At 38.8% G+C, this 17276-nt stretch carries 9 protein-coding genes and 1 riboswitch; of the genes, 7 read left to right on the top strand and 2 right to left on the bottom strand.

Annotated features, from left to right (window positions below):
* Window positions 1–22: 22 nt before the first annotated feature.
* Entirely contained in the window at window positions 23–2476 is a 2454-nt protein-coding gene (locus OQX64_RS18740) for an outer membrane beta-barrel family protein (RefSeq protein WP_265819908.1), read from the top strand.
* Window positions 2477–2702: 226 nt separating this feature from the next.
* On the opposite strand, the gene OQX64_RS18735 is transcribed toward OQX64_RS18740, so the two are convergent.
* Both OQX64_RS18735 and OQX64_RS18730 read right to left on the bottom strand, forming a co-directional pair.
* Window positions 2703–5285: an alpha-L-arabinofuranosidase C-terminal domain-containing protein gene (locus OQX64_RS18735; RefSeq protein ID WP_265819907.1), complete on the bottom strand. Its 2583-nt coding sequence runs from the start codon at window positions 5283–5285 to the stop codon at window positions 2703–2705.
* Window positions 5286–5391: 106 nt separating this feature from the next.
* Complete coding sequence (locus OQX64_RS18730) at window positions 5392–6654, bottom strand: peroxiredoxin family protein (RefSeq protein WP_265819906.1); 1263 nt, start codon at window positions 6652–6654, stop codon at window positions 5392–5394.
* 134 nt (window positions 6655–6788) lie between these two features.
* Window positions 6789–6894: riboswitch (SAM riboswitch) on the top strand.
* A 346-nt stretch (window positions 6895–7240) separates the two neighbouring features.
* Here OQX64_RS18730 and OQX64_RS18725 point away from each other — a divergent pair.
* The 6 genes from OQX64_RS18725 to OQX64_RS18700 all read left to right on the top strand — a co-directional run bounded on the left by OQX64_RS18725 (window position 7241) and on the right by OQX64_RS18700 (window position 17067).
* The gene (locus tag OQX64_RS18725) at window positions 7241–10414 is read left to right on the top strand and encodes a SusC/RagA family TonB-linked outer membrane protein (RefSeq protein ID WP_265819905.1); all 3174 of its coding nucleotides are present in this window, start codon (window positions 7241–7243) and stop codon (window positions 10412–10414) included.
* 10 nt (window positions 10415–10424) lie between these two features.
* Window positions 10425–11858, top strand: a complete 1434-nt coding sequence (locus OQX64_RS18720) for a SusD/RagB family nutrient-binding outer membrane lipoprotein (RefSeq protein ID WP_088301855.1) — start codon at window positions 10425–10427, stop codon at window positions 11856–11858.
* Between the two features lie 218 nt (window positions 11859–12076).
* Window positions 12077–12739, top strand: a complete 663-nt coding sequence (locus tag OQX64_RS18715; protein WP_265819904.1) for a GDSL-type esterase/lipase family protein — start codon at window positions 12077–12079, stop codon at window positions 12737–12739.
* A gap of 173 nt (window positions 12740–12912) precedes the next feature.
* Window positions 12913–15240, top strand: coding sequence for a TonB-dependent receptor (locus tag OQX64_RS18710; RefSeq protein ID WP_265819903.1), 2328 nt, complete (start codon window positions 12913–12915; stop codon window positions 15238–15240).
* A 3-nt stretch (window positions 15241–15243) separates the two neighbouring features.
* Window positions 15244–16044 (top strand): DUF4249 domain-containing protein, encoded by an 801-nt coding sequence (locus tag OQX64_RS18705; RefSeq protein ID WP_265819902.1) that lies wholly within the window; start codon window positions 15244–15246, stop codon window positions 16042–16044.
* Between the two features lie 54 nt (window positions 16045–16098).
* Window positions 16099–17067: a 2-hydroxyacid dehydrogenase gene (locus tag OQX64_RS18700; protein ID WP_265819901.1), complete on the top strand. Its 969-nt coding sequence runs from the start codon at window positions 16099–16101 to the stop codon at window positions 17065–17067.
* Window positions 17068–17276: the final 209 nt, after the last annotated feature.

The following is a 17276-nucleotide window of genomic DNA, read 5'->3' as shown; positions in this document are numbered from 1 at the left end:
TTTAATAAAAGCTAAAAAAGCCATGAAAATATTATTTACGTTAATGACATGCCTGATGGTGTGCGGGGTTTCCTTTGCCCAGAATTCACCTCAAATAACAGGTAAAGTGATAGATGAAAAGGCTGTTGCAGTGCCGTTTGCAATCGTTAGACTTTTGAATTTTCCGGATACCAGTGTGGTGAAAACGGTGGCAACAAATTTAGATGGTGCTTATGAAATGAATCAGTTAAAGGAAGGAACATACATTTTATCAGTTTCTATTGTTGGATATAAAACCAAGAGAACCGATAAATTTTTGTTGAATGGTAATCTAAATATACCCGTTATAACCCTTCAAAGTTTAACTAAGCAGTTAAATGAAGTGAGTGTATCCGGTAAGAAACCCTTTATTGAACATCAGATCGATAAAACAGTGCTTAATATAGAAAATAGTATTGTTTCATCAGGAAGTACTGCATTAGAACTTCTGGAGAAGGCACCAGGTGTACAGGTGGATAAGCAAAACGACCAAATTTTGTTAAATAATAAATCGGGTGTAATGGTGATGATTGATGGAAAGAATAACTTTTTATCAGGTGCAGATTTAGCTGTTTATTTAAACAGCTTGAACAGCAGTCAAATTGCTACCATAGAAATTATTACAAATCCTTCATCTAAATATGATGCTGCAGGAAATGCAGGCATTATCAATATCAAATTGAAAAAGAATAAAGCCTTTGGTACCAATGGAAGTATTTCATCAACTTATCGTAATGCCCTCATTGCAAACTTACCAAGAAATATTTATGGTTCTGATCTGAATTTTAATATCAACAACCGGAATGAAAAATGGAATTTTTACAGCAATGCCAATGCTTCTAAAAGTAACAACTTTTCAAAGTTATTTTTAGAAAGAACCACAAACTCTGGCGGTTTACAAAGTGCTTTCAACCAGAATTTTCAAAAAATATATACAGGTTCCAGGTTAGCGGCTAAATTGGGCGCAGATTATTATGCCAGTGAAAAAACAACCATCGGCATCATGCTGGATGGCAATACCAGTACCCGCAAACTGGATAATTTTTCTCAGACTTTTATTAATGAAGTTCAGTATGGCGTAGCGAGCAATAATTCGCTTATTTTAAATTCGGATGCCAATACACCCAATAAAAACTATAGCGCAAATTTTAACGTCAAGCATGAATTTAAAAAAGAAGGGGCAAGTTTAAATTTCGATGCCGATTATTCAGGGTTTGATTATACCGGACTTGAAAATTTTAATACCAATTTTTTTAATGAAGCCGGAACCGTTTACAATCAAACCATTATCAAAAACGATAGCAAAACCAATATCGATATTTTTGCCGCTAAAGCTGATTTTGCATGGCCGATTTCAAAAACGACCAAATTAGAGACGGGTTTAAAAACAAGTTTTGTTAAAACCGATAACAATTTTTTATCTGCTGCTTTCTTAAATAATAACTGGCAGAATATTGTAGGCCAGAGCAATCATTTTATTTATAAAGAAAAGGTTAATGCAGCTTATGCCAATCTTTCTAAAGATCTGGGGAAATTTCAAATCCAGGCTGGGTTAAGGGCTGAATATACAAACGCAAATGGTGCTTTAATTACCAATAATACGGTATCAGATCAAAAATATTTGTCTTTGTTTCCAACCATTTTTGTTAATCAGAAAATCTCAGAAAGCAGTAACCTGCGTTATACCTATGGCAGACGGATCGACAGGCCCAATTACCAGCAATTGAATCCTTTTAATTTTTATATGGATCCTTACACCATACAACAGGGAAATCCATATTTAAAACCACAGTTTACCAATAATTTTGAAATAAGCTATGCTTATAAAAGCGGGCTATCTTTTTCTCTGGGGTATTCAAAAATCAGAGATTTAATACTAGATAGTAAAACGGCACAAAATGATAGCACCAGGATTGTTACTGTTGGTCAGGGGAATATTGGTAGCGGTCAGTATTATTCTGCAGGCTTATATTTTCCTTTAGCCATTACCAAATGGTGGAATTTGCAAAATAATTTTAACCTCTTTTATAATCAATTTAATGATAACAACCTAGAAGGAGCCCCTTTCGCATTGAGCAAGGTATCTTATAATTTTAACATCACCAGTTCCATTTTACTGGCCCATAACTGGACCATCGAAACCAATTTCTGGCTAAATTCGCCAAAAGTACGCGGATTGGAAAAAACCATTATTTATCAGTATGCCCTGAACGCCGGTGTACAAAAGAGCTTCCTGAATAAAGCCCTGAAATTAAAATTGAATATCGATGATATTTTCGCCACCAATTACTGGAAAGGCACTTTGAATTATCAGAATGTGAATTTAAGGGTTCAGAATAATTACATCAGTAGAAGAGCATCTTTTAACATCAGCTATAATTTCGGTAACCAAAATGTGAAATCAGCAAGATCCAGAAATACCGCTACGGATGATATTAAAAACCGGGCAGGGGGGTAGGTTTGAGTTTTGAGTTGGGAGTCGTGAGTCTTGAGTAGTGAGTCTTAAGTCGTAAGTTCAGATCGTTAGTCATTAAAAAGGGGGATCTGTTAAACGAATCGTCATGCTGAATTTGGCGTCATTCTGATCCGATAGTTATCGGATTCATTTCTGAACAGCAACTATTTTGATAAGCTCCTGAATCAAGTTCAGGAGGGCGACACCCAGGGAATTATGTCATTAAGTTTTATTTATTCAATTTAATCTTCAGCACCGTAAAAGAATATGCCGGAAGCTTTAATGCATCTTTTAAGTTTACCGTTGAGGTGATCGGCTTGATTAGTCGCTCTGATGGATTACCGGAAATTTCCGTTTTCGTAGTCATATAATCACTTTTAATCTGGCCACCCAAATCCAGCGTAGTATTCACTTCAACAGGTAACAGGTTAACTAATTTAACCAAAAGTTCATTGGTTTGCGTGTTTTTTACGACAGAAAAGGCGATTCGTTTACTCACCTGATCCTGATCATTTGATAATTTTATTTCTCCGGGAAGATATTGATCGCCCGCATGATTTCCATAAAGTTGCTGCACGAAATAACCCGTTGTTGGCTTTACTTCGCTATTGTTAAAATAAATTAAATCAGGGTTCCATTGGGTATGTCCTTCTTTTGCAATCAGCGGTGCGTAAGAAGCCATGCTCACCACATCTCCGTTTCTTTCCAGCGATGTTAAATATAAGGCTTCAGCCAACGCCGTTTCCAGATTGGTTTTATTTCCTCCGGGCAAACTTGCCGCATATTCACCTAAATAAACTTTTGATTTTGACCGATCGTACTGGTCATAAAAGTTTTGGTTATTAATAAACCATCCGGGCGACTGATAATAATGTTCATCAATAATTGGCACCTTTAAGTTGGTGGCAATTTTCCAGCCTTCTTCATAATCGGTACCTTCAAAAAATGGGCCTGCCGTACCAATAATCGTAATTTCAGGATGTTTTTTTCGCAGTGCCTGATAAATCATGGTAAAGCGTTCTTTGAACACCTGGGTAATCTGGTCTTCATTTCCAATCCCGATGTATTTTAAATTAAAGGGCTTCGGGTGACCTGCTTCAGCTCTTTTTTTACCCCATGTGGTGTGCACATCGCCATTGGCATATTCTACTAAATCTACAATATCCTGAATGTACTGATCCATTTCTTCCATCGGGATACCGCCCTGCTGGCCACCACCGCCAGTGCCCGAATTCTGGCAAGGTACTGCTGCGGCAATCACCGGAACAGGGGCTGCACCAATATCTTCGCAAAATTGGAAGTATTCGAAATAGCCTAATCCCATGGTTTGGTGATAGCCCCAAAGGTTGCGGTCTGGTTTTCTGGTTTCTAAAGCACCAATGGTGTTTTTCCATTTGTAAATGTTCTGAATACCATCCCCGTGTGCTAAACATCCGCCAGGAAAGCGAACAAATTTAGGATGAATATCGGCAATCAATTTGGCAAGATCAGCCCTTAAGCCATTTTGATGCCCCTTGAAAGTTTTCTGCGGAAATAAAGAAACCATATCAAAAGCAAATTTTCCGGCAGCCAGCGGCATGATTTCCAGTCTGGCATCTGTCGCATCTGCTGATGGATAGAAGGTACCACTCACCTTTTTCCATGAAGTGGTATTTTTTAAAGTAATTTTAGCTAGAATACCCTTTGTATCGCTAACTAAACGCACTTCAAAACCAGAAATACGACCAGCCAATTGCTTGCTGAAAGCAGAGAAAAAATAAGCATCTCCTTTTTTTACTGCTATTCCATCAAAACCCGTATTGCTTAATGCAGCACCGGCAACTTTAACATCCAGCACCGCATAGTGTGAATTATTTTGATGAACGGGTGCAATTGAATCAACGGTGAAAGTGCTTTGATCTCCTTTTAACTTCCATGCAAAAGTGCTGTTCCAGTTTTTATCATGGAAAGATTTATCGCTGGGTTGATATTCAAATCCCCTGTTCTGAATCAATTCTGCATAAAGGCCTCCATCTGCAGCATAATTAATATCTTCAAAAAATATACCGGTAAGCATATTACTGATGGCTTTTGCACCTTTTGAATCAATGGTAATTTTAGCATCAACCGGTTTTAATCCAGCAAATCTTTGTGTATCATCTTTGGTTGTTTCACTGTTTTGGCGGGCTTTATATTGCTGCAAATCATAGGCTTTTTGAAGGTTCTTGATTACTGACCAAGCCACATAATGAGATTGCCCAATGGTATGACCAGAAATATTTGCTGTTTTATCCTCAGCATTAAATGCGGATAATGGTACTTCAACAGCTTTTTCATAAGCAATAAAATCCTTCGTTCTGGTTTGAAAATGCTTGCCTTCCACATCAGCATAAGTGATGGAATATTCATCTTTCAGCTGGTTATAATCAACAACAGGCTTTAATACATTTTTCCCCATGGCAACATATGGATAATGCTGGGGCCCCCAGTTGATTAAGTTTTTGGAAGTGGCTATGGCAAACTGATTGGTCTGATCATTTAATTCCCACGCACAAACCCATTCACCATTTCTTCCCCTGATGACATAGGGTGAAATCATTTTTTTTTCACTTCCCCACCTGCCATAATCGCTTTTCAAAAACAGGTAATCCTTTCCGATTGGTGTCCAGTTGGTCTGATCACGACTCCAGGCAAAGCGCAAGCCATTGGCATTGTAAGCAAACAGATAGGCAGAATCCGGCTCATCCGTTAACTTATTTTCTTTGGCCATTAAACTGGCTGTGGCAGTAAAAAGTATAGCAAATAAAACGTAGAATCTAAGGTAAAACTTCATGGGTCTGCAGCTATTTGGTTGGAAATGCGAAGACCAAAATAAATAATAATCGTTGGTTTAACGATTATTATTTTGTATTTATTTAATTACGATGTAATTATTCAAACTATTCTTTCAGCAGTCCATCTATTTCAGCATTAAACTCCTTTACAAAATCGGTATAATATTGGCCGGTTGCTGGTCCGCTGTAACCCGTATGAATCTGTGCCACTTCTCCTTTTTTATTAATGATGATGGTGGTTGGGAAAGAGATGAAATTATTCAGGGCTGGTAAAGATTCAGATACTATTTTTTTATCGGGTGTGCCAGCAATTACCTGATCATATTGGATATCAAACTTATCCCTGAACCGGGTTAAGGCCTTCCGCACGTAGGCTGAATCCAGTTGTCTTTCATAATGAATGCCAATAACTTCAACGCCGCGATTACGGTTTTCCTTGTACCAGGGTGCAATAAAAGAAGCCTCATCTACACAATTTGGGCACCAGGTGCCTGTAATGGTAAGAATGACCACCTTATTTTTAAATTTCTCATCGCTGAGCGATACCTTTTTCCCGTTTACATCCGGAAAGGAGAAATCAAGTGTTTTGTATCCATCCTTTAAAAAGGTTAATTTATAGGCATCAGGTAAGGCCGCGTTTTGATTTTGTTTGCCTGTGAAGGGTGTATTTCCCCTGGTGCTCACCGTTTCTCCTGTTATGGTTCCGTCTTTTGAAAAACTTCCTTTGTAATAGGATGGACTAGAGCCAATAAAGCTGGATAAATAAAAATCATTGCCTTCCACTATTCCTTCCAGGTAACGTGAATCGCCAGTTACCCTTAAAAAAGTCCCGGTAATTTTATTACCAGTTTGTTTAAATAGTCCGACTGCATTTTCATCTTTTCCGGTAGGCGATTTAAAAGTGATATCATATTTGCCAGAGAAATCAGCTGCAGCATTTTTACCATTAGGTTTGAAACGATATGGATTCCCTCTGGTTGCATTTACGGCCAAAGGTTTACCGGAGCCATCTTGTTTCCTAAGCGTTCCAACCAGCGAATCACCTGTGATTTTGAAGGCAAGTTCATTGTCAAACTGATCCAACGCAACCAGAATGGAATCTGCAGTTTGTTTAACCACGCCACCATCAAAGCGTTCTTCACCATTCAAAAATATTAAGTGTGGCTTTGTATCGATTTTGGTAATTTCAAAATTAAAGGGAACTTCAACCCCAGGTTTAATTTCAAACACACCCCGCCATTTGCCGTTCGGAACAAAGGATGTGGTTAATTTATGGGCAGTAGCTGATTGTTTTTTCTGTGTCTGTGCTTGTAAAGTCTGCGACAACATAAAAGCCGGTAGCAGAAATAGTAATGATTTTATATTCATGTGATATTTGAGATCTATTGATAACGTGACAAATGTAAGCATCATAAAAGCACGGAAAAAATATTTTCAATAAAATCTATAGAATTTGTAGTCATTATGATTTTTATATTATCTTTGCCGCAGTTATTTTAAAATGCTTATCAAGAAAGGTGGAGGGAATGGCCCTGCGAAACCTTAGCAACCAGCCTGAATTGGATATGGTGCTAATTCCATCCCGAAGTAATTTGGGTAAGTTAAGTCAGTTGAATGCAAAGTATTAATATTATATGAGAGCACTCCTGATTTTACGGGCGTGCTTTTTTTGTAAATCAGCTTCACCGGAAATGCTAAGTATAAGGTATATCGTTAAAAACAATTTGATGGAAAAAACTAACAAAAAACAATCTACTCAATCAGGGCATTTAAAAACCTTTTTAAGTCTTCGAATGCGTGAGGGTATTTGTTGCTGTATGAGGCTATAAATACCAACCCAATAATTTAAATCATTAAGTATTCACGTTTGTAAAAAATTCGCCGGTAAGCGAAGTGGAATTGCTTTGCCCTGATTTTTACATTCTTCATTCATCTCATTATTAATAAATTGATTATGTTCAAAAAAATTAAGCTGTTGGCAATCGTATGCTTGCTCTTGCTTTCGTCACTCGTGCATGCCCAAAACATCAGTATTTCCGGTACGGTTAAAAGTGCTTCAGGAGAAACATTGCCCGGAGTTTCAGTATTTGTTAAGGAAACCAAACAAGCCGTAACCACCAATAATAGTGGCGCATTCAGTATTACAATTAATGGAAAAGGTACATTGGTTTTCTCTTATATTGGTTTTACAACTAAAGAAGTGGTGGTTACCGAAAGTTCGAATGCATTAAATGTAACCTTAAGTGACGGAGAAAATGCATTAGATGAAGTGGTGGTAACGGCTTTAGGTATCACTAAACAGAAAAAATCGTTAGGTTATGCCGTTCAGGAATTAAAAGGGGAAAGTTTAACTGAAGCGCGGGAAACCAATCTGGTAAATGCACTTGCCGGTAAAGTAGCCGGGGTAAGGGTAACCAATAGCCAGGGCGATATGGGATCTTCCCGTGTGGTGATTAGAGGGGAAACTTCTATTGCCGGAAATAATCAGCCTCTTTTTGTTGTAGATGGGATTCCGGTAGATAATTCACAGCTTAATTCGGCGGGGGCGAGAGATTACGCCAATGCCATTTCAGATATTAACCCTAATGATATCGAATCCATCAGTGTGTTAAAAGGTCCCAATGCGGCCGCTTTATATGGTTCAAGGGCAGCAGCAGGTGTGATTATCATTAAAACAAAATCAGGAAAATCTAAAAAAGGTTTGGGTATTTCTTTAAACTCGAATGGCGTGATCGAAAGTATATTAACCTTACCAAAATATCAGGATGTATTCGGACAGGGATCGGAAGGTAAATTCAGCTATGTGGATGGAAAAGGTGCCGGCGTAAATGATGGGGTTGATGAAAGCTGGGGGCCCAGAATGGATGGCAGGTTGATTCCGCAGTTCTTTTCGAAAGGTGTAGCAGTGCCCTTTGTGGCCCATCCGGATAACGTAAGGGATTTCTTCCAAACAGGTTACTCCTTAACAAATGGTATTTCAATTGAGGATGCAGGAGAGAAATTCGATTACCGGTTATCTTATAACAACCTTAAGCAGGTCGGTATCGTACCCAATTCAGGTCAGGGTAAAAACTCATTCACTTTAAATACTACTTTACGTTTAACACCTAAACTCACCATCACCGCGAATGCCAATTATAGTAAACTTGGTGCCGACAACCTGCCTGGAACGGGCGGATCAAGATCAACCAGTACCATGTTGCAGTTTGCGTGGTTTGGCAGACAGGTTGATATCAATCAATTGAAAAATTACCTGGATGAGAATGGTAATACTTTTAATTGGAACAACAGTTATTACAGCAATCCTTATTGGGTGGCTTATGAGAATACGGTGTCTCAAAACAGGAACCGTTTAATTGGAAGTATAGGTTTAAACTACAAAATTATTGACGGATTGAACTTCAATTTCCGTACAGGAACAGATTATTACAATGATCGCCGAAAAATTAAAATTGCCTACGGTACTAACGGAACGCCATTTGGATCATATACCGAAAGTGCCTTTACGGTAAATGAAAACAATACGGATGCGACATTAAATTATGCCAAGCAATTAAATGATGATTTTAGTTTAGATGTGTTGCTTGGTGGTAATATCCGGACCAGTTATATCGAACAAAATGATCAAAGTGCACCCCGTTTGGCTGTTGCCGGATTGTATACGTTAAACAATTCCAGAGATCCCTTAACCTCATCTAATAATTACAGTAAGTTAAAGTCTTACAGTGGTTATGCATCCGGTCAGATTGGTTTTAGAAATTACCTTTTTGCCAATATTACGGCCCGTAATGATTGGTCATCCACCTTGCCCGCTCAAAACCGCTCCTACTTTTATCCGTCTTTCAACGGTAGTTTAGTGCTCACTGAAGCTTTTGATATCAAAAGCGAGGTGCTGGATTACGCAAAAGTACGTGGTGGCTGGTCTAAGGTAGGTAAGGACACCTCACCTTATCGTTTAACTAATACTTACAGTTTCTCTGCACCGTTTGGAGCAAGTCCGCAGCTTAGTCCGTCCGGAACAGATTTCGATCCGAATCTAAAATCTGAAACCACCACTTCATCAGAGCTAGGTGCTGAAGCTGTTTTGTTTAACAAGCGACTTCGTTTTGATGTCAGTGTATATAATACGAACAGTTACAATCAGATTTTAAATGTAGATGTGAGTCCGAGTACAGGTTTCAGATCGAAAAATATAAATGCCGGAAAAATTAATAACAAGGGTATTGAAGTTCAGCTGGGTATTACGCCGGTGAAAAAACAATTTACCTGGGATATTGATATCAACTATGCGGCAAACAGAAGTAAGGTGGTGGAATTGGATCAGGAAGGTTTACTGCAAAATTATGTGGTGGCAACCAATTCTGCACAGGTAATTGCGACTGTTGGTCAACCTTACGGAACACTTTTTGGCAATGCTTTTTTAAGAGATGGGAATGGTAATATTTTGGTAAATGCTACAGGTGCACCACAAACTGACCCGACCAAAAGAGTTTTAGGGAAATATACACCAGATTGGATTGGCGGAATTTCAAATACTTTTAGCTACAAAAGCTTTAGTTTAGGCGTGTTGATCGACGCCAGTTTCGGTGGTTCTATTTACAACGGTACTTATTCTACAGGTACTTATACCGGTGTTTTAGCATCTACATTGCCTGGGAGAGGTGCAGAATTCGGCGGTATTTCTTATTACTACCCAGAAAATTTAAAGGCAAACGGCGCGGTTAGGTTAGCTAGTGGAGCAAATGCGCCAGCAGAAGCAACCGTTTATGATGACGGGATGATCTTTGATGGGGTAACCGCGGATGGCAAACCGAATGAAAAAATTCTCTCCGCACAAACTTATTACAAATCGTTCAGAACGATAGATGAGGCCAATATTTTTGATGCCTCTTATGTGAAACTTCGTGAAATTAAACTGAGCTACAATTTGCCTGCAAAATGGATCAAATCACTGAATTTGCAAGGTGTATCGGTTGCATTAGTGGGTAGAAATCTGGCAATCCTTCACCGCAATGTTGAAGATATTGATCCGGAAGTTGCTTTTAATACCGGTAACGGACAGGGTTTGGAGAGCCTCTCTAACCCAACCACACGTACTTACGGAATTAACCTGAACATCAAATTTTAATCTTTCCATCATGAAAAAAATATTATTATATAGCCTGATTTCTCTTTCTGTTTGCGCTACGTCCTGCAAGAAAGAACTGGATGAGACCAACATCAACCCCAATGTAACTGAAAATGCACAGCCTGATTATTTGTTAACTGCCGCCATCAAAAATACAGCTGACGCCTATTGGGGCACCACCAATAACATGAACTCCAGTCTCCTGTTTGTTCAGCATTGGGCAAAAGTACAGTATACGGAAGAAGATAGGTTTATTTATACCAACAGTAGCTTTACTACGCTATGGTCTACTTTATATTCAACCAGTATTAATGGTTTAAATAAAATTATAGAGATTGGAAATGCAACCAGTAATCCAAATTATACGGGTGTGGCATTAACTTTAAGATCCTGGTCATTTTTGTTGCTTACTGATGCTTATGGCGATATCCCATACAGTCAGGCAGGACAAATAAAAGAATTTATCACGCCAGTTTATGATAAACAAAAGGATGTTTATGACGGCCTGCTAAAAGATTTGAAAACAGCAAAAAATACTTTAGATCCTGCCGGAAAAGCGATTGCCGGAGATGTAATTTACAATGGCAATATTACCAGGTGGAAAAAACTGGCCAACTCACTCAGGTTACGGATTGCACTCCGGATAGCAGATCAGGAACCAGCGAAGGCGAAGCAGGTTTTAGACGATATTAAAAATGACGGTGATGCTTACATGAGTGAAAATGCAGATATTGCACAATTAATTTATCAGAGTTCACCACAACAAAACCCGGTGAGTGCATTGTTTGATACCAGAGATGATTACCGGATCAGCAAAACCATTGTAGATAAATTATTCAGTCTGAATGATCCCCGTTTACCTGTTTATGCCAGTAAAACGCAAACAGCTACAGCTGAAGAATATGTAGGGTTACCTAATGGTTTAACCAATTCGGAAGCCAGCGGTATTGGTTTTGCGAAAACCTCCAAACCAGGCACTTATTTTCTGGCACCACAATCACCGGCAGTAATTTTTAGTTATGCAGAATTATTGTTCGATCGGGCAGAGGCAGCAGCAAGAGGTTTTACCGCAGAGAACGCGGCTGATTTATACCAACAAGGGATTGTCGCTTCTTTAAAACAATTTGGCGTAGCTGATGCTTTAGTCGCCAGTTATGTAACACAGGCCGCAGTGCAATATGATGCGACAAATTATAAGAAATCAATCGGCGAACAAAAGTGGATTGCACTCTTCGGACAAGGTCTGGAAGCCTGGGCAGAAAGACGCAGACTGGATTATCCTCAACTTACGCCATCAGTTAATACGGTGTTAAACGGACAAATTCCGGTGCGCTTTATCTATCCCGGAACGGAGCAATCGCTCAATGGGCAGAGTTACAGGAATGCGGTAGCCAGTCAGGGAGCAGATTTGTTAACCACCAGATTATGGTTTGATGTGAAATAATCTTCATGCAAAATTTTGAAGCCGCTTTAGCAATCGTTAAAGCGGCTTTTTTGTGCAGTGTTCTTCCTTTACTCATTTTGCTCAAACTAGTTTTTAAAGAGCCTTAAATAAAGGCCATATCTATAGTATAAAAACCGCGGTCACTAAATCTGTTACATCAAATTTCTTAAATTTATATGTACGATTGTTATCTTGTGCCCTTTCAAAATCTCAACATCATGAAAAAAATAATCTTTACACTGATTCTTTCTCCGTTTTTATTTATAGCTGCTTTTGCCCAAAATAAACCTGCTTTCTGGGATGATGTACAAACGATAAAAAAATATGACAAGATGTATAAACCTCCGGTGAAACCCATACTATTTGTAGGGAGTTCATCCATTCGTAAATGGGATGATCTCACCCAGGTTTTTGCCAAATACAATGTACTTAACCGTGGCATTGGCGGGGCGGTAACCAACGACATTACTTTCTATTTAAAGGATGTTATTTTTCCATATCATCCCCGTCAAATTGTACTTTATGTAGGGGAGAACGATCTGCCAAATGAAAAGACTACACCCGATTCGGTTTTAAACAGAACCATCACCCTATATAAATCGATAAGGGCTGCATTGCCCAATACACCCATATTGTACATCTCCATTAAACCCAGCCCTAGCAGGGCGGCATTCAAAGAAAAAGCAATCGCCGCTAATGCATTAATCAAAGCTTTTCTTTCCAAAGAATCCAATACCAAATTTATTGATGTATACAGCTTAATGTTAACAAAAAAGGGCGATCTACGTCCGGAACTTTTTGTGGAAGATATGTTGCACATGAATGCTGCGGGATATGCCATCTGGGAAAAAGCAGTTGAACCACATTTATTGAAGAATTAAATTAATATGACGTTGGCTTTTTGATCGAATGACATTAGTTAAGTGATGGCCTTAAGTCAGCACAATGCAGTGCGCCATTTTGATTAAATGTGTCTGCATTAATACATTCATCACATGGACATCATTACGTATTTCGTACATTTGAAACTTTATTTCAAAAGATTCCCGTATATATGTCGATAAAATTCTACCTGCCTATTTTCCTTTTGTTATTATTCAGTTCATCGGTTTCCGCTCAAAACAAATTTACTTTAAGCGGTACCATCCGTGATGCAAGTTCTGGCGAAACCTTAATTGGTGCTACCATTAAAATATCAGGACCAGCCAATGCGGCTACACTAACCAACAACTATGGTTATTTTGCCTTAACACAAACCGAAGGAACGTACACCGTTACGGTGAGTTATACTGGTTTCATTCCCGTAACAAAAAGCATTACCCTCAATAAGGATACGAAACTGAATGAGGAATTGAAGAGTACCAATGATCTGGCCGAAGTAACGGTAAATGCCAATAACCGCAAAAATGAGAACGTCAAAAGTGCGCAGATGGGTCTGGAGCGGATCGATATGAAATCCTTAAACACTATTCCGGTTTTGTTGGGGGAGAAGGATGTTTTAAAAACCATTCAATTGCTGCCAGGTGTGAAATCAGGAGGCGAGGGAAATACAGGTTTTTATGTACGTGGTGGTGCGGCCGATCAAAATCTGATCATCCTGGATGAGGCAGTGGTTTACAACTCCTCGCATCTTTTGGGTTTCTTTTCTACCTTTAATGCCGATGCCATCAAGGATGTAAGTTTATACAAAGGTGGAATGCCCGCACAATATGGCGGCCGATTGTCATCTGTTTTAGACGTTAAAATGGATGATGGCAATAATAAGGAATTTAGATTTCAGGGTGGAATAGGTTTAATCGCCTCCCGACTAAAAGCCGAAGGACCTATTGTAAAAGATAAAGGCTCATTCATGGTCAGTTTCAGGCGAACTTATATCGATCTTTTTTTACGTGCTTCACCTGATTCATCCATCAATGGAAGTACCCTGAACTTTTATGACATCAATGCCAAGGCGAATTATAAAATCAACGATAAAAACACCATTTATATTTCTGGCTATTTTGGTAAGGATAATATTGGTGTTAAAGATTTATTTGAAAACAACTGGGGAAACGTAACCACCACTATTCGTTTAAATCATATTTTTAACGATCGCTTATTTTCCAATACTTCCCTCATTTACAACAATTATAACTACACCGTAAGGCTGCTGAATGATGTCACCAATTTTAAGGCTACTTCATTGGTGAGGGATTTTAATTTTAAGGAAGATTTTCAATATTTCAGTAATCAGCACACTTTCAGGTTTGGCTTAAACGCTACGCATCACCGCATTTCGCCCATTGATATCACGACAAGCAGTCAGGAATCGCAGGTGAATCCACTGGTACAAGAGAAACGTTATGGATTAGAAAGTGCCGCCTATGTATCAGATGAATGGGCGGTAAACGATAAGCTTAACTTTTTGTATGGTGTACGCCTGGCTGCTTTTTCATTGTTAGGTCCGGGTAATTTTAGCCAGTATGATAAGGAAGGAAATATCAACCAGACAGATCAGGTCGGTAGTGGGAAGTTTTATAAAAATTACCTCAATCTGGAACCTCGTTTTTCTGTGAGTTATTTGCTCAACGAACGAAACTCTGTAAAAGCATCTTATAACCGAAATACACAAAATATTCATATTTTAACCAATGCCACATCGAGTTCACCCACTGATCAGTACGTGTTAAGCAGCAATAACATCAAACCCGAAATCGCAGATCAGGTAGCCCTGGGTTATTTTAAAAACCTCGATGAAAATAATTATGAACTGTCTGGTGAAGTGTATTACAAATGGATGCAGAATCAGATCGATTACAAGAATGCGGCGCAACTGCTGGCCAATTCAAATGTAGAGTCAGAGTTGCTTTATGGTACGGGCCGGGCATATGGTTTGGAATTGTTCTTTAAAAAGAAATTCGGAAAGATCAATGGCTGGATTGGTTATACCTTATCAAAAACAGAACGGAAGTTTGCGGAACTGAATAACGGGAACTACTTCCCGGCGCGACAGGATCGCACGCATGATCTATCGGTAGTTGGTATCTATAACCTGAATCAACGCTGGACTTTCTCTTCCAGCTTTATCTACAGCACCGGAAATGCCGTTACTTTTCCGGCAGGGAAGTATATCGTTGGCGGACAAACAGTATATTATTATACAGAAAGAAATGCTGGAAGAATGCCCTATAATATGCGCCTGGACTTAAGTGCCACGCTGGAAGGCAAACGCAGAGGCAGATTTCAATCCAGCTGGAACTTTGGTGTATATAATGCCCTGAACAGAAAAAATCCATATTCAATTGAGTTTATCAATGATCCGAATGAGCCAGGTAAAACCGCGGCAGAACAAACCTCTCTTTTTGGAATTATTCCTTCTGTAACCTGGAATTTTAAATTTTAACCCATGAAAAAATATTTAATATACTTGCTGATGACCACTATTGGTCTGGCATCCTGTAAAAAGATTATCCAGATTGATACCAACAATGCAGCACCACAGTTGGTTATTGAAGGGAAAATTTCAAACAGGTTAATCGAACAGCAGATTTTGATCAGTAAAACTGTGGGCTATGATGAGAAAGGGATTTATCCCAAAGTATCAGGCGCTACAGTTAAAGTGAGTGATAACAATGGCAACACCTATGTTTTTACAGAGAAGGCGCCCGGTATTTATGTAAACCGTATGAGAGGTGTTGCTGGTATTACCTATAAAATGGATGTCACTGCTGAGGGTAAAAATTACCAGGCCAGTTCAAAAATGCCTAACCTTGTGAAGCTGGATTCCATTGGTGTGATAACCAATAACTTTTTTGGAAATGAGCGTAAAACGGCTGCTGCTTTTCTGGTAGATCCTGTAAATGAAACCAATTTTTACCACTTTAACCTGTATGTAAATGGCTTTTTTTCTGATCGGATTTATGTGAACAACGATCGCTTAACCAATGGCAATAACCTGCGGATTCAATTGTTTTATGAGGCAAATGATGACGACGATGAGGGTTTAAAAAGCGGCGATAATATTAGTGTAGAAATGGAAGGTATTGACGCCAATATTTTTAATTACTGGTACGCATTAAGCGAGCAATCTGGTGGGGGGCCGAATCAGGGGACCACGCCTGCTAACCCAACATCTAATATTTCTAACGGAGCTTTAGGTTATTTTAGTGCCCATACTTTTCAAAGGCTAAGTACCACGGTAAAATAAAGATGCCGATTTTGGAATATTAAAACACCTTCAAATTTTCATTGTTTTGACTGTATGAAAGTATTTATAAGCGGTAACATTGCACAGATTGGTATAAAACAACTGGAAGAAAAAAACATAGAAATTACCCAATGGAAGGAGGATCGGCAGATTACTCCTGAAGAATTAATCAAGGCCTGTAAAGATCAGGATGCGTTAGTGAGTGTGGGCCCGAATAAAATTGATGCTAAATTTTTGAATGCTGTTAAACATTTAAAGGTTATTGCGCTTCACTCCGTAGGATTTGATCAGGTAGATGTAGCGGAGGCAAAAAAGTTAAATATTCCTGTTGGCAATACACCTGGTGTTTTAAGCGGTGCTACGGCTTCTGCTGCTTTTTTATTAATGCTGGCCGTTTCCAGAAAAGCATTTTACCTGCATAAGAAAATTATAAATGGTAAGTGGCAGAATTACGAGCCTACACCAGAATTAGGTATAGAGTTAAACGGAAAGACACTGGGCATTTTTGGATTGGGGAAAATCGGACTGGAAATGGCTAAAAAATGTGCAGGTGCTTTTCAAATGCCTGTTATTTACCACAATCGGTCTCGTAACGAAGCTGCAGAAAAAGAAATCGATGCAAAATATGTTTCCTTTGAAGAATTGCTGGCAAAAAGTGATGTCATTAGCGTTCATACTGCGCTGACGGATGAAACCAAAGATAAATTTTCGATGGATGTTTTCAAAAAAATGAAACCAAGCTCCATATTTATCAACACAGCGAGAGGTGGCATTCACAATGAAAAAGATTTAATCAAGGCATTGGAAGAAAAAATCATCTGGGGTGCGGGTTTAGATGTAACCAATCCTGAACCCATGGATAAAGATAACCCCTTATTAAATATGGATAATGCGGCTGTTTTGCCTCATATCGGCTCCGCAACGGAAGAAACACGTGATGCCATGGCGAAACTCATTGCTGAAAATGTTATTGCCGGATTGAATGGTGAGAAATTGCCGTATCCTGTTTGGTCAGTAATTTAAGTTTCCAGTGTATAAAATGCGTTTACTTTTATCAGTAGTTACTCCGGATCAGTATAAAAATCTGTTGGAAACTTTGAATTATATGCTATTAACTCCCGCAGATTTAAAATGATAAGCGCAGAATAATGAAGCTGATACTTACTTATTTTTTTTAAATGAGATGTATGAATCTGCGGGGATCTGTGAAATCAGCGGGAAACTTTGAATCA

This window comes from Pedobacter sp. GR22-10 (assembly GCF_026239715.1).
Taxonomy (GTDB): domain Bacteria; phylum Bacteroidota; class Bacteroidia; order Sphingobacteriales; family Sphingobacteriaceae; genus Pedobacter.
Note: the sequence above shows the minus strand (reverse complement) of the source record. Positions and strands in the feature narration are given on the sequence as shown.